The organism is Ruminococcus flavefaciens (assembly GCF_900143025.1).
Classification (GTDB): Bacteria; Bacillota; Clostridia; order Oscillospirales; family Ruminococcaceae; genus Ruminococcus; species Ruminococcus flavefaciens_I.
This window is the reverse complement of record NZ_FRCT01000002.1, coordinates 163,978-179,391: the sequence shown is the minus strand read 5'-3', so window position 1 is coordinate 179,391 and position 15,414 is coordinate 163,978. Positions and strand designations below refer to the sequence as shown.

The following is a 15,414-nucleotide window of genomic DNA, read 5'->3' as shown; positions in this document are numbered from 1 at the left end:
ATTACTTGTTTCCTTCTGCGCAAACCCATTTTTCACCTGCTTTGGTATGCACCTTGATATCCTTAAAACCTGCTGCTTCAAGCAGTGCATGGAACTCTTTTAATTTAGGATTGTAAAGCTTGAATTTCTCAATTCCTTCGATATCCTTTTCATCAAGCTCTGCATCTCCGTTTATATCCGCAACAATGAGAAATCTACCGCCTTTGTCAAGGATCCTGTATACCTCTCGCAGATTTTCTGCAGGATCAGGCCAGAAATAAAAGCTTTCAACAGTTATGATCTTATCAAAGGAGTTGTCATCAAATGGCATCTTCTCAACAGAAGCTTCTATTATTTTCATTTTTCCGCTTTCTATATCAGCTTTGTTCTTTTCAGAAGAGAGCTTTACAGAAAGAGGTGAATAATCCAGACCTGTAAGATGTCCGTTTACGGTTTTATCAGACATTCTTCTTAATGTTTCACCACCACCGCAGCCTATATCAAGTATCCTGTCATTATCTTCAAATTCAAAAAAATCAAGTCCCCAGCCTGTAACTGCATAATGGTGCTCATTCATTCCTGCAAGCATTTCTGCGCCTGCTGCACCATGAGGTTTTCTTGGGTCTCCAAGCTCGGTTATGGATTTCTTTTCTTCATTCATCTTAATTCTCCTTAATAACCATTTTGCTACACCGTCATTATTGTTACTGTCTATAACTTCAGTAGCAGCTGTTTTCAGCTCATTTACTGCGTTATCCACTGCATAGCTCTCATCAGCTACCTCGAAAAGATCAAGATCATTTAAAGCATCGCCGAATACAACAAGTCTGTCACAGCCGAGATACTCTTTCAGCTGAAGTGCTGCACGGGATTTTGAGGCTTTAAATGGCATAATCTCTAGCCATTGCTCATTAGAATATATATCCCGCTGAAACACACAATGGTATGTGTCCTTGTACTTTTCATAAACAGGCTGCAACTTTTCAGTATCATCAATACAGGTAATATAGAAGATTTCACCATTTAACAGATCAGCTTCAGTCGCTACAGGATTATTTCTGCTGTCTCCCCTTCTTGACTCAACAAAATCAGCCATACCTTTTGTTATCCTTGCAGGTATATAAGAAAATTTCTCTGTGCCCTGCTGTACAGAATAAACTGTAGGCTGCACATTCCTTTCGATCAGCTCTTTTATCAGGGCTTTAACTTCTTCATCGAAATAATTAGATATAAGTCTTTTCCCACTTAGAGTATCAATAACAAAAGCTCCGTTGTAAACTATAACTGGAAGTGCTGCTGAAATACCACTTGTGACCTTGCTTGCAGTGCTCCATGAACGAGCAGTAGCATATGAAAATATCATTCCATTATTTACAAGCTCGTTTATAACACAGTTGGTATAATCAGAGGTTTTCTGCTCGCTGTTTAGCAGTGTTCCGTCAAGGTCTGAAAGATAAAGCGTTTTTCTATCCATGTTATTTCTCCATACCGAAAAAGGCTGACGTAAAACGACAGCCTTTTCTTTTATTATTCAACTGTAACGCTCTTTGCCAGATTTCTCGGCTTATCTACGTCATAGCCCTTTGCAACGGATACATAATATCCAAGAAGCTGAAGCGGGATAACTGCAAGACTGCCTGCAAAATGAGCATCTGTCTGTGGGATATATACTGTGAAATCAGCAAGATCCTCCATGCTGTAATTACCATATGTTGTAAGTCCCATAAGTGACGCACCACGGCTCTTTACTTCTACCATGTTGCTTACAGTCTTTTCGTAAAGATCCTGCTGTGTAAGTACACCTATAACAGGGATACCTTCTTCAATAAGGCTGATCGGACCGTGTTTAAGCTCACCTGCAGCGTATGCCTCAGAGTGGATATAGCTAATTTCCTTCATTTTAAGGCTGCCCTCAAGACCAATAGCATAATCTATACCGCGTCCGATAAAGAATGCGTCCTTAGCTCCTGCAAGCTTATTTGCGTACCACTGTATTCTTTCCTTATCTTCAAGTATTTTCTCGATCTTTTCAGGGATAGTATAAAGCTCCTTTAAAAGCTCTTCGCACTTAGCTTCTTCCATTTCTCCGCGAGCTACTGCAAACTGCATTGCAAGCAGGTATCCTGCGATAAGCTGTGTGCTGTATGCCTTTGTTGTGGCAACAGAGATCTCAGGACCGGCAAGAGTGTAGAATACACTGTCAGCCTCACGAGCAATTGAAGAACCAACAACATTAACGATGCCAAGTGTCTTTATCCCCTTATCCTTTGCTTCTCTAAGAGCAGCAAGGCTGTCAGCAGTTTCGCCTGACTGACTGATGATGATAACAAGACTGTCCTTAACAAGTGTCATCTTTCTGTATCTGAACTCGGAAGCAAGCTCGACTCTTACAGGTATGGAAGTAAAGTCCTCTATAACATACTGAACTGCCATTCCTACATGATAAGCACTTCCGCAGGCAACGATATATATCTGGCTTATTTTCTTCATCTCATCATCGGAGAGACCGATCTCTGAGAAATCTATCTTTCCGTCCTTGACTACTGAATGGATAGTATCACGAACTACCTTAGGCTGTTCGTGTATTTCCTTGAGCATAAAGTGCTCATAACCGCCCTTTTCAGCAGCTTCTGCATCCCACTTGATCTCTGTGAGAGGCTTTTCGATTTCTTCACGATCAATATTGTAGAATGTTACGCCGCCTTTAACGAGTCTTGCTATCTCCATATTGCCAATATAGTAAACATTTCTTGTATACTTGAGGATAGCCGGAACGTCAGATGCAACATATGTCTCGCCGTTTGCGATACCGATTATCATAGGGCTGTCCTTACGTGCTGTATAGATCTCACCAGGGAAATCCTTGAACATTACAGCGAGAGCATAAGAACCTCTTATTCTTATCATAGCACGGGCAATAGAATCTATAGGACCGAGACCGTACTTTTTGAAATAGTAGTCGATAAGCTTTACAGCAACTTCTGTATCAGTCTGAGAATTGAAAGAATAGCCGCTCTTTGTAAGCTTTTCACGAAGCTCCTGGTAATTTTCTATTATACCGTTATGAACAGCGATAACGTTTTCATCATCACTGCTGTGTGGATGAGCATTAAGAGCAGAAGGCTCGCCATGAGTAGCCCAACGGGTATGACCTATACCGCAGTCACCCTTTACAGCATCGCCGTTATTGGTCATTTCCTTCAATACCTTGAGCTTTCCCTTTGCTTTTACAACTTCTGTTTCCTTTTCGCCGTCACGTACAGCAATACCTGCTGAATCATAACCTCTGTATTCAAGCTTTGAAAGTCCGTCAAGCAGTATAGGTGCTGCCTGAGCACTTCCTGTAAAGCCAACTATTCCGCACATAATTTGTTTCCTCCAGAACTGTTTATTATTTCAGTTTCATGCCGATTTATTATTCGGCAAAAAATACACCATATTAGTACTATTATACATCAAATCATACTTATTGTCAACTGATTTATTGTTCAAAAATTGCGCATATTATTCTTATTTCTTTATTTATTAGGTTGATTGTTTTTAGGTATAGCAATTTTTTCGACCCTTTTGTACATGAAGGTGTCTGTATTCTTTGTAAGTTTGAAGCTGTTTTCTTTTCTGTAATCAGCTGCACCAGCCTTTTTACGTACGGATTTCATGCTTGATTTCATTATTGATACAGCAATAAGTGCAGAGATCAGACCTATCAGCAAGCTGACAACAAATGATGAAATGACATTGTGTTTCCTTTTGGTTCCTCTGTTTTCATTAACAGAAATATCAGCGTCGGAATCTATTTCATCTAATTCGATATCATCTATTTCTGATCCGTCTATATCAGGTTCTTCTTCGTAATCGTATTCATCGACATAATCAAAATCATATTCATCTGCGTATGCGGTAAGCATTTGTGCACTACCTGCTGTAAAACTGCTTTTAACACCGAATACGCCCCAAAAAGCCATTACACAAACAGCTGAGGCAGTAATTCTTTTTAAACTCATATTTCAGCCTCCTAAAAAATCAGAAATGAAAGTCCAAAGCATACAGCTGTAACACAAGCTGCGATACCGAAGAACCACTTTGCTGCCGCTGACTTATCAACAGGAAGATCGCCGACAAATTTGCCGGTTTGACCGTTCATGGCAAATGTATACTTATTGCCTTCCCATGAAGTGTTAAGTATCCATACCGGATACAGAGCATATTTTGCTTTTCCGTTACTGAGAGAAATATTTCCTGTTTCTTTATTAAAGCTGGTATAGCCGTTTACAGTACTTGCAAATACTTGTTCTGTTGTGTTTTTTATTCGATCGTTTGCTCTTTCGATACTCTCATCAGCAGAAACATCGTATTTATCTGCAAGATATCCTGATAAATATGCCGTCTGAAAATCCACTGCGTCTTTGAAGTCGAATGGTTCTATTGACTCCATAAGCTCGTCCTGCATTTTTGTTGAGCCGTCAACCGGAACAAGTTCAAATCTGACATTACCTTCTCTTTGAACCGAATAATAGCTTCTTTCGGTATAATTGAAGCTGCCGTCGCTCCAATGACGTATCTTTTCACCTTTATACAACATATCAGCCTGTACATCGGCGTCAAAAAGCCAAACCGGTACATATACACCTTTTATCTCATCAATATGATTCTGATCCTTGAAAACCTTAGGAAGAAGTTTTCTTCCTTCAAGATGCTTGTTCAGAGCAGCTTTTGCGGCTTTTTTATCAAATTTGAACGGGATCACATAATCAGGTTTGAGATCACCAGAAAAGCTTCCTGACATTACAACAGGATTATCGCAATACGGGCACTTTGAAGCGGCTGTAGTCGAATCTGTTATGATCTCACCACCGCAGGATTTACAGGTATATATGTGCATACCCTCGGTCTCGCCGTCTTTCCATTCGCTTCCTGCGCTTGTCTCCCAGTTCATTTCATCTTCTTTTTGTGTCCCAAGAGCCTCATCATGGTCCTTTAAAGACTCTACATCAAATTCAGACTCACAAAACGGGCATTTCATTTTCTGAACGCCGCTGTCAAATTCCAGTTTACCGCCACAGGCAGGGCACTTATATTCAATTATTTCCGACACTTATTTCACCTCTTCACTAAGTGCTTCTTTTTCTCTTTTGTCAAAAACAACGTCTTTGTAATATTTTTCTCTTAAAGAAAGATCTTTGATTTGTATCACCTTTTGGTTGGCTTTTTTTAATCTGTTATTTCTAACAGCCAATACTATAATAAAAAGCAGAATTGAAAGAATAACAGCTGCAATAAAAGCTTTTTCCCATAAAATACTATTCGTTGAATTATATATTATACCTAAAATCAACGGAACTATAAGAATAGCTGCATTGAATATCTTTATTCGCTTTGTTGCATAAAGTTTTAATTCATCACCTATCAGTTCTCCGTTTTGACCGTTAACAGCAAAAATATGTGTCCAGTTTCTATCCCTGAGCCTGCATATCCACATTGGTACAAGTACATATTTCAGTTTTTCATTATATACTTTAACATCTTTTTGTTTTAATTTGATAGTATAGAATTCATAAGTGTCGTTTTCAAGACCTCTTTCAAAATTAAATATAACATTTTTTCTCACTTCGTTCAACGTATCACTTGCACTAATAGTATAACGACTCGAATAAAAACCGGAAATAAGCTCATCAGCATATTCAACCGCTTTACTATAATCATAATTTGCTACAGAATTGATAAGCCACTCTTCGATTTTATCATTTGCTTTTACGGGAAAATCAACATAGTCAATATGTCCGCCGCGTTTTACAATAGCATCCAAAGTTTTATAGGCTTTAAATCCATAAAACTCCATTTGTCCGCTTACTCTGCAATTATAAAGCCATACAGGTACATAAAAACCTGAAAAGCCTTCCTGTACTCCATTCTTTAATTCTTTTGGCACACTATAATGCACACTTTCGAGATAGTCGTTCAAAATAGAAACTGCCTTTTCGCGTGTTATAGTAAAAGGAACTATTTCATCAGGCTGTGCATCTTTTGTAAAATTTGATGAAAGCACAAGATCACAGCCACAGTAAAGGCATTTAGCAGTTGTATCTGCTGAAAAAGCTTCTATAACAGCACCGCATGAAGAACAAACATATTCCTTCAATCTTTCAGGCTTAATAATTTCATTTTCATTTTCCGCCTTGTCGATCCAGTTGATATCATCATCTGACAGATCATCAGTTAAAAAAGTTTTCTGACAGTAATTACAGCGAACTTTCTGAACTTTTATATTGAACTTTAATAATCCGCCACACGAAGGACAATTACAAACTTTAGCTTCTTTCATATATCATTTTAATTTAAAACAGGCGGGAAAATCCCCGCCCGTTATGTATTATTTTACTTTACAATATCATCATCTGTGAAAGGATCACCGCACTCAGGGCAGAACTTAGGAGGATTCTTAGGATCCTCAGGTTCCCAGCCGCACTTATCACACTTGTAAAGCGGTGCTCCCTCAGGCTTCTTCTTTCCACAGTTAGAACAAAATCTTCCCTTATTAACTGAGCCGCAATCGCAGGTCCAGCCGTCAGGAGTAAGAACTACAGGCTTGGGCTTGCCGCAGCCTGCACAGAATTTACCAGTATTTGTCTCGCCGCAATCACACTTCCATGAATTAGCTGCCTGTGCAGCACCGCCTGCAGGAGCAGCTGCCTGCTGAGGAGCCTGCTGTGCCTGATTCATCTGGTTCTGCTGAGCCATATTGAAAAGGCCCTGAGCGTTCATACCGCCCATCTGCTGAGTCATACCCATGCCGAAGAGTCCCATAGCTGCGCCATTAGGATTGCTTGCAGCATTCTGCATAGCCTGAGCCTGTGCTTCAACGAGTGTAGCAGCAGCATTGCCGGGATCACGATTCCAAGCTCTGTCTTCAAATTCCTGAATTCTCTTTGTATCTTCCTCGGAGATAGTTGCAGAATTGATATTAACTGTCCAGAGCTTAAGACCTCTCTTTTCACTCCAGATAGGAGCTACCTCTGTCTCAATAGCAGTCTTTACTTCTCTCTGTCTTCCGGGGAGCTCATCATATCTGATACCGGATGCAGAAATAGATGCAAATGCAGGCTGAAGCGAATCGAGGAACTCGCTCTTGAGCTGATTATCAAGCTCTGAACGCATATAACGATCTGTTACGTTTCCGCATACATTAACATAGAAAAGAACAGGGTCTGCGATCTTGTATGAATAGATACCATTGCAGCGAACGCCTACAGTGAAGCTTCTGCCAAGATCCTGATAAGCCATTCTGAAAGGAACGGGATTCTGAGTACCGAACTTGTTATCAAGCAGTTCCTTCATGTTGAAGTAGTAAATTCTCTGATCCTTAGCTACAGAACCGCCGTGCTTGATACGATCCCACATCTCCTTGAATGTTTCCTTCAGACCTGCACCAAAGCTGCTGGAGAAAATACTTGGGGCTGTACCTGTCTCATACTTGTATATACCCGGCTGTGTAGCGATCTCGGTTACAACGCCCTGATCGACCATTATCATAGCCTGACCTTCATGTACAACTATTCCGCTTCCATCGGAAATAACATTTTCATTTCCCTTTGTATTTGAAGAGTGCTTGCCAAGCTGCTTTTTTCCTCTTACAACGAGTACATCAGTTGGTATTGACTCACATACAAAGAATTCCTGCCATGTATCAGCAAGAGTTTGACTTGCTCCGACGAGAGCTGCCTGAATAAGACCCATAATTATAGCTCCTTTCGGGAAATGATCCCTATAAAATATAATTTCACGAAAAACAATGTTTTTCGTTGTAATTCTGTCAGCTTATGACTAACATATAATAATTATAACATATTTCCAAATAAAATGCACTACCCTTTTGGCAATTTTTTACTCAAATAGATATATTTTTATATTTTAACAATATTACTCCCAGCTTATCCATACTTCAGGATTATATCCTATGGTAGCTTTTTTACCGTTCCTGACTACAGGAGTCTTGATAATCTGCGGATTTTCCAGTATTTTTTCTTCTTTATCATCGTCAGAAAGATAGTTGAGAAGAGTAAGCAGCTCTTTATCCTTGGCATTTTCATTGACAAGAGCATCAATGCCGCCTACTGCTTGCTTGACATTTGTAAATTCGCCGCGGCTCATGCCCTTTTCTTTCATGTCTATAAACTGATATTTAATGCCGCGCTCCTTGAAATATCTCTCCGCCTTTTTAGTATCGAAGCACTTTTTTGTACCGAATATCTGAATATTCATTATTTTTCCTCCGCTGCAAATGCTAAATCCATATTTTCCGCTGCTTTCAAAAGTTCGAAATCAACACTGTGAAGATCAAGTCCGTTCTGTGCGAAATACATTCTTATAGTTGTAAAACGCGAGAAAATAGGCATTTCAAGTGAATATGACACAGGCTTGCCCTGAGTGCCGTTCCATGTAAATGTACCTATATTTGTACCCATAGCAAAAACAGTTATAGGTATCTGTGCAAGCTGACTCTGCTCAGAAGATGCTGTTATTGTCATTCTGTACCAGCCTTCATTTTTTACTATAAGCGCGAACGAGTAGTTTTCTCCCTTGACACTCTTTACATTTGAAAGGTCAATGGACACCTTTTTATCAAGGTCATAGAACACTACAGGTTCATCTGTATCATCGTTATCCGTTCCGCGGTTGATTATCTCAACCGTATCCTCATCGCCTATCATGCGCTTCATTGCATGAGTTTTTAAAATAAATCCAAGGATATTTGCAGCGTTTCGCTGAAGCTCCGCTCTTGTAAGCGAACCTTCCTTCAATGCGTTTTCTATGTCCTCGTCAACGCATGAACTGTCAGAGCAGACCATGTAAACATCATTCTGGGCTCTTGCCATAGGAGCATAGAAATTTCTTTTCGGTTCTCCGCCGCGATAATTTACATTCGCCCACCAGTCAGTCATTGTAAAGCCCTTAAAGCCCCATTCCTCACGCAGGATCACTGTATTAAGGTCAAAGTTTCCTGCCGTCCATAAGCCGTTTACAGCTCCGTAAGTCGTCATTATGGAATCTGCATTTCCTTCCTTTACAGCTATTTCAAAGCCTTTCAGATAGATCTCTCTGAGTGCACGCTCAGATACTACAGAATCGATAAAATGGCGATTGGTCTCCTGATTATTAGCACAGAAATGCTTGATAGTTCCTGTGACTCCAACCTTATGAAGTCCCTTTAATTCAGCAGCAGCCATTTTGCCTGTAAGAAACGGATCCTCTGAAAAATACTCAAAGTTTCTGCCGTTTAAAGGGTGACGATGTATGTTCATTCCGGGTCCGAGGAGACAATCTACCTTATTTGCTATCATCTCGGTTCCCATAAATTCAAACAGTTCTTCCGCAAGCTCACGGTTGAAGGTAGAAGCAATAAGCGTACCATTAGGAAGGCTGAAAGCTTTTGTACCGCAGTCAAGCCTCATACCCGAAGGTCCGTCAGAGCAGCAGCCTGCAGGAATACCAAAATCCATAAGTCTGTCGGAAACACCGCCGAATGCTGAAGCTGTACCTGCTGTTACGCGAGGACTGCCCATTCCCTCACCTCTGATTATGCATGACAGATCGTGGTCGCTGAGCTGAGCAATAAATTCATCCATTGTGTGCTTTTCACTGAGAACATCTGCAAGCTTGATACCTTTATCTCCCGTATATTTTATTTCCGCAGGAATACGTTCAGCGATACGCTTTTCTTCATCTACTTCGCTCATCGGGACTTTTTCCATAGTCCATGTAACTTCGTTATCACCTTCGGAAGCTTTTATACGCTCAAATTCGGTAACAGGAGCGAGAGCCTGCGAACATTTTTCGATTACTCTATCTTCATCAATTGTAAACGAAAAAGAATTCGGACAATTCCTTGCGCTGTTTCCTATATGTAAATAATATTTTCCCTTTTCAAGTATCCAGCAATGATTATCCTTGCTGTCGTCATATGAAGCTATATCACTGTTTTTAACCACGATTTCAAGCGATTGGCTCTCGTTTGGCGCAAGTTCCTTTGTTTTTGCAAAGCCGCAAAGAACTCGTTTAGCTTTTCCAAGCTTACCTTGCGGAGCTTCACAGTACACCTGCACTACTTCCTTGCCCTTATATTTGCCTGTGTTTGTTACTTTAACATTAATTATGCTCTCATTTTCATTATTTTTGGCGTCAATCAGATCAATATCAAAGGTTGTGTATGATAGTCCGTAACCAAATGGATAAAGCACGCTGTCCTTGGCAAATGTCTCAAACCAGCGATAACCTACAAATATGTCCTCTGTATAACGGTCGCATTTCATATCTCCGAAATACTTATCTGACGGATAATCGGTTACTTTATAAGCAATCGTATCGGGAAGCTTTCCTGACGGGCTAACTTTTCCAACAAGCACATCGGCTGTACCTGTGCCTCCTGTCATGCCGCCTTGCCAAACATACAGCAATGCATCGGGCTTGTTTGCGATTATATCTTCGAGGTCGATAAGTCCGCCGACATTAAGCAGAACAATGACCTTTTCAAAATGCTTTCGCACTTTTTTCAGCATATCCTTTTCGTTATCTGTCAGAAGGTACGAACCAGCTTCAATTCGTGCATCTTGCTCTTCGCCTGCTGTTCTGCCTATAATAACTATCGCTTTTTTACTTATGGACGCTGCCTTCTTTACAACTTCTTCATCAAGAGGCATCTCCTTCTGTGACCAGGGTTCTCCGCCCCAGCCGCTTCCCTGATCGTAGGGATTTTCTTCGTCCCATTTATTATAAATATCGAGAAGTTCCTTATTTATCTTTACTCCGGCTTCAATAAGACCGTCAACTATACCTGTCACCTTTGAAACGTTTACCATTCCGCCGGAGCCTGTACCGCTTTTATAATAATGCAGCTGAATACGTCCAAACACAGAAACTGTATCTTCTGACTCAAGCGGAAGGGCATTATTGTTTTCGAGCATAACAATTCCTTCGGCAACTGTCTGCACTGCTTTTTCGATATATTTATTCCAATCAAGCACTCTTTTCATAATGATTACCTCACAGTATCATAAATTATAATAACATTATATCAATTTTTGAGGCTTAATGCAAGCGTTTTGTTATAAATTAACAAAACGTTCTAACTATATAAAACGTATGAAAAATTGTAATCATTATAAATTAAGCTTACAGCAAAAGAAAAAGCAGTTCAAATTATTGAACTGCCATTTTCTTCACTATACTGTATATTTACACGAATCCATTCAGAAACCGTATAAATAAAAACAGAATTTGTCGGCACATCATTTGTGCTTTGCAGAGTATTCATAAATATCAATTCTGCAAGATCATCATTGTGTCTGTGCCATCCTGTTTTTATTGCGTGCCTTACAGCCCTCTCCATCGAGGCTTCTGTAGTGTTATACTCTTTAGCGATCCTCATATAGATATCCTTGTTGAATGACAAGTTTTTATTATCTGAAGTAACGCATATAAAGATGCTGTCACGCAAATAACGATAGCCTTTGATGTTTGGAGAGATTCCAAGATTAAGTAATGTTTTTACAATTACTCCTTCAAGATTTTGTTTCAATTTAAATACGCCATTTCGATGTATCTACTATAATTATACCATATTTTTCCAAAATGTGTTATAGCAGATTTCGTCGTCTTATGACGTATTTTGTCGAAATATGTGTGTTGAATGAAAAAGAGCAGCCTAAGCTGCTCTTTTGATCAGTTTTTTATCTGTTTTGCAACAAGACTTTCTCCACAATATATGGAACGAAGCTTTGGCTTTTCGATCTTTCCTGTTGGATTTCTCGGAACATCTGCAAAAATGATCTTATGGGGTCTCTTGTATCTCGGAAGCTTCTGACAGAATGTAATGATATCTTCCTCAGTACAATTATGATCTTCCTTTATTGATATAATAGCTGCGGCTATCTCACCGAGTCTCTTATCAGGAAGTCCGATAACAGCAACGTCCTTTATATCCGGGTGACTTCTGAGGAAGTCCTCGATCTGTACAGGATAAAGATTTTCGCCGCCGCTGATTATAACGTCCTTCTTACGATCTACAAGATAAATAAAGCCGTCCTCATCTTCCTGAGCCATATCACCTGTATACAGCCAGCCGTCCTTTAATGTTTCGGAAGTAGCCTTTTCATCACGATAATAACACTTCATAACTCCGGGACCTTTAACAAGCAGCTCTCCTACTTCTCCACGCTGTACTTCATTACCGTTTTCGTCGGCTATCTTTACTTCCCAGCCGAAGCCTGCCTTACCGATAGCCCCCACCTTGTGGATATTCTCAACTCCAAGATGTACGCAGCCAGGTCCGATAGACTCACTGAGTCCGTAGTTGGTATCATACTGATGCTTGGGGAACACCTTTTTCCAACGTGCAATAAGCGATGGAGGTACAGGCTGAGCGCCTATATGCATGAGTCTCCACTGATCAAGATCATATTTATCAAGCTCTATCTCTCCGCGGTCAATAGCATCAAGAATATCCTGTGCCCACGGCACAAGCAGCCAGACTATTGTGCAGCCTTCATTTGAAACTGTTTCTATTATCGACTTCGGCTTAACTCCCTTCAGGAGAACAGCCTTGCTTCCCGAATAAAGACTTCCGAACCAATGCATTTTTGCACCTGTATGATAAAGCGGAGGTATGCAAAGAAATACATCATCTCGTGTCTGTCCGTGATGATTCTGCTCGACCTTAGCCGAATGCATCAGGCTTGTATGATCGTGAAGTATAGCCTTCGGGAAACCTGTCGTTCCTGAGGAGAAATATATTGCCGCATTATCATCATCAGATATTTTCACATCAGGAGCTGTGCTTGTGCAGTTTGCAACAAGGCTGTCGTAATGTTCAGCAAATGAAGGACATCCTTCACCTACATAGAACAAAAGTCTGTTTTTGCTTATTTCATCAGCAATTTCTTCTATTCTTCCTATGAATTCGGGACCGAACATAAGAATATCTACTTCTGCAAGATCAAGGCAGTATTTTATCTCATCAGCGGTATATCTGAAATTAAGAGGCACTGCAAGTGCACCTGCTTTAAGGACGCCGAAATATATAGGGAGCCATTCAAGACAATTCATAAGAAGTATTCCGACCTTGTCGCCCTTTTTAACGCCTCTTTCGATAAGCATATTAGCAAAGCGATTTGCCTTTTCATCAAAAACCTTCCATGTTATCTCACGTCTGTAATGACATTCCGGATTTGGTTCTATAAGCTCATATTCCTTCCATGTTATACGTCTTACTTCGGTTATCTCAGGATTTACTTCAACAAGAGCAACGTCGTTAGCGTATAACTTCGCATTTTTTTCAAGTAATTCTGTTATAGGCATTATTATGTTCCTTTCTTCATGCAATCATATTGACTTTTACATTTAAAAGTCAAAAAGCTGCAAAGCAATAAACTATTTATATTTTATCACAAAAAAGCGAAAAAGTAAATAAAAAAATTATGTTTTATTTAACAAATCGGAATAGTGTTTTTTCAGCACATTGCATAAAGAAAGGCACATCAAATCAATGATGCGCCTTTACTTTCAGTCTTTAACGTCCTCAGAGCTGAATTCTTCTTCAGACGATTCGCTTACGACCTCTGCTTCAACAACTTCTGCTTCGGTATTTTCAGCTGCTTCAGGTTCATTTACCTTTGCGCCGCACTTATCGCAGAATAACTGATCCTTACTGATCTGTGCTCCGCAGTTAGTACAAAACATTTTATCCTCAAGAGACATAAGAACAGCTTTTAACTCTGAGAGCTTGCCGTTTTTCTCCTTGATATCTGCAATAGTAGCTGCATATTCGCTGTCAGGATCATTGCTTATCTTCTCATATAAAGCTTTACCAAGCTCTATGTAATCAGAATTAATGTCTGCCTCGATATGCGCAATATCGCGCTTTACCTTGTTCTTTTCTGCGAATTTTTTTGAATTGTTAGATACTGTCTTAGCTCCGCGCTCAACCGACTCGCCTACTTTGCCGGCAAAGCCCTTTACTGAATCAACAAAACCCATAACAATGACCTCCTGTATATAAATTTATATTCTTATTTTATCACAGTCAAAAAGCATAGTCAAGTATAACTGGGCTTTTCTGTGATTTTAAATCTTACAGCATTTAAAGCGCGTACAGCTGCATCAGAAAAATCACTGCACACTGTAGAATACAGCGTCATAATAACATTATCTGCCGAAAGATGATCTCCTATATCGCAGTTCATTACAATTCCGGCGCTCATATCCAGCTTATCCTCTTTTGAAAGTCTTCCTGCGCCGAGAAGAAGCGAAGTCATGCCTAATTCTTCGCAGTCGAAGCCTTTGATTATCATATCTTTTGTCGCTCTTATCTCGTATTTGAGCAGGGGCTGAGGAAGAAGAGAAGTATCATCGCATACCTTTTCATTGCCGCCTTGAAGCTTTATAGTTTCACGAAGGACGTCAAGTGCTTTTCCTGATGAAATAGCTTCCTCTGCAAGCTTTCTGCATTCGCACTCGTTTCCTTTGCCCGATAGTTCAAGCATTGCAGCCGATAGCTCAATACACGTATCATAAAGCTTGCCTTTGGACTTTCCTTGTAATATCTCTATTGCTTCCTTGACCTCAAGTGCATTTCCGATATTCTTTCCGAGCGGGACATTCATATCAGTAACGATCGCTCTGCACTTTTTTCCTGCCGAATGACCGACTTTTTCCATAAGCGATGCAAGCTTTTCAGCATCTTCCTTGGTTTTCATAAAAGCTCCCGAACCATATTTTACATCAAGCACAAGAACATCAGCGTTCATTGCAAGCTTTTTACTCATAATACTTGCGCATATTAGCGGTATACTGTCAACCGTTCCCGTTGCGTTTCTTAAAGCATACATTTTCTTATCAGCAGGACACAGATCGCCTGTCTGAGATATTATTGAAAATCCTGTTGTTTTCAGTATTTTCTCGAACTCGCTTATTGGCAGGTCGGTTTTGTAGCCTTCTATGCTTTCAAGCTTATCTATCGTACCGCCTGTATGTCCGAGACCGCGGCCTGACATTTTGGCAACACATACACCACAAGCTGCAACAATCGGTCCGATAATAAGTGAAGTCTTGTCTCCTACTCCGCCTGTACTATGCTTGTCCGCAGTAAAGGGGATATCCAGTTTCAGAACATCGCCGCTGTCACGCATAGCTGCCGTTAATGCAAAGGTTTCCTTTTCTGTAAGTCCGTTCAGACACACTGCCATAAGCCATGCAGACATCTGGTAATCAGGTATTTCACCATCTGTATAGCCCTTTACGAGCCAGTTTATTTCATCGTCTGTAAGCTGCTGAGATTTTTTTGTTTTATTAATAATATCAATGATGTTCATATATCCACCTCCTATACACATATTTTACCATAAAAATAATAATTTTTCAACAGCTTTTGTGAAATAGAACTCA

The 15,414-nt window shown here is 40.1% G+C and carries 12 protein-coding genes; all 12 read right to left on the bottom strand.

Translation table 11 applies throughout. The features are described from left to right. Nucleotide 1 precedes the first annotated feature (1 nt). The 12 genes from BUB28_RS17215 to BUB28_RS02950 all read right to left on the bottom strand — a co-directional run bounded on the left by BUB28_RS17215 (nt 2) and on the right by BUB28_RS02950 (nt 15,341). The gene (locus tag BUB28_RS17215) at nt 2-1,453 is read right to left on the bottom strand and encodes an HAD-IIB family hydrolase (RefSeq protein WP_072948572.1); all 1,452 of its coding nucleotides are present in this window, start codon (nt 1,451-1,453) and stop codon (nt 2-4) included. A gap of 53 nt (nt 1,454-1,506) precedes the next feature. Next, nucleotides 1,507-3,345: a glutamine--fructose-6-phosphate transaminase (isomerizing) gene (gene glmS, locus BUB28_RS03000; RefSeq protein ID WP_072948570.1), complete on the bottom strand. Its 1,839-nt coding sequence runs from the start codon at nt 3,343-3,345 to the stop codon at nt 1,507-1,509. Nucleotides 3,346-3,497: 152 nt separating this feature from the next. Further along, nucleotides 3,498-3,983, bottom strand: coding sequence for a hypothetical protein (locus BUB28_RS02995; protein WP_072948567.1), 486 nt, complete (start codon nt 3,981-3,983; stop codon nt 3,498-3,500). An 11-nt stretch (nt 3,984-3,994) separates the two neighbouring features. Beyond that, nucleotides 3,995-5,074: a TFIIB-type zinc ribbon-containing protein gene (locus tag BUB28_RS02990; protein WP_072948565.1), complete on the bottom strand. Its 1,080-nt coding sequence runs from the start codon at nt 5,072-5,074 to the stop codon at nt 3,995-3,997. Further along, nucleotides 5,075-6,301, bottom strand: a complete 1,227-nt coding sequence (locus BUB28_RS02985; protein WP_072948563.1) for a TFIIB-type zinc ribbon-containing protein — start codon at nt 6,299-6,301, stop codon at nt 5,075-5,077. A gap of 53 nt (nt 6,302-6,354) precedes the next feature. Further along, complete coding sequence (locus BUB28_RS02980; RefSeq protein ID WP_072948560.1) at nt 6,355-7,713, bottom strand: SPFH domain-containing protein; 1,359 nt, start codon at nt 7,711-7,713, stop codon at nt 6,355-6,357. A 183-nt stretch (nt 7,714-7,896) separates the two neighbouring features. After that, the gene (locus BUB28_RS02975) at nt 7,897-8,238 is read right to left on the bottom strand and encodes an arsenate reductase family protein (protein WP_072948558.1); all 342 of its coding nucleotides are present in this window, start codon (nt 8,236-8,238) and stop codon (nt 7,897-7,899) included. Beyond that, nucleotides 8,238-11,006, bottom strand: coding sequence for a glycoside hydrolase family 3 protein (locus BUB28_RS02970; RefSeq protein ID WP_072948556.1), 2,769 nt, complete (start codon nt 11,004-11,006; stop codon nt 8,238-8,240). Before BUB28_RS02970 ends, BUB28_RS02975 begins: the two co-directional genes overlap by 1 nt. Nucleotides 11,007-11,167: 161 nt before the next feature. Then, on the bottom strand, nt 11,168-11,551 hold the full coding sequence (locus tag BUB28_RS02965) for a sporulation initiation factor Spo0A C-terminal domain-containing protein (protein ID WP_072948553.1): 384 nt from the start codon (nt 11,549-11,551) through the stop codon (nt 11,168-11,170). A 143-nt stretch (nt 11,552-11,694) separates the two neighbouring features. Next, nucleotides 11,695-13,329 (bottom strand): class I adenylate-forming enzyme family protein, encoded by a 1,635-nt coding sequence (locus tag BUB28_RS02960; protein ID WP_072948550.1) that lies wholly within the window; start codon nt 13,327-13,329, stop codon nt 11,695-11,697. Nucleotides 13,330-13,533: 204 nt separating this feature from the next. Next, on the bottom strand, nt 13,534-14,007 hold the full coding sequence (locus BUB28_RS02955; RefSeq protein WP_072948549.1) for a zinc ribbon domain-containing protein: 474 nt from the start codon (nt 14,005-14,007) through the stop codon (nt 13,534-13,536). Nucleotides 14,008-14,066: 59 nt separating this feature from the next. Next, nucleotides 14,067-15,341 carry a thymidine phosphorylase gene (locus tag BUB28_RS02950; RefSeq protein ID WP_072948548.1) on the bottom strand — a complete coding sequence of 425 codons (1,275 nt, stop codon included), beginning with the start codon at nt 15,339-15,341 and terminating at the stop codon, nt 14,067-14,069. Nucleotides 15,342-15,414 lie beyond the last annotated feature (73 nt).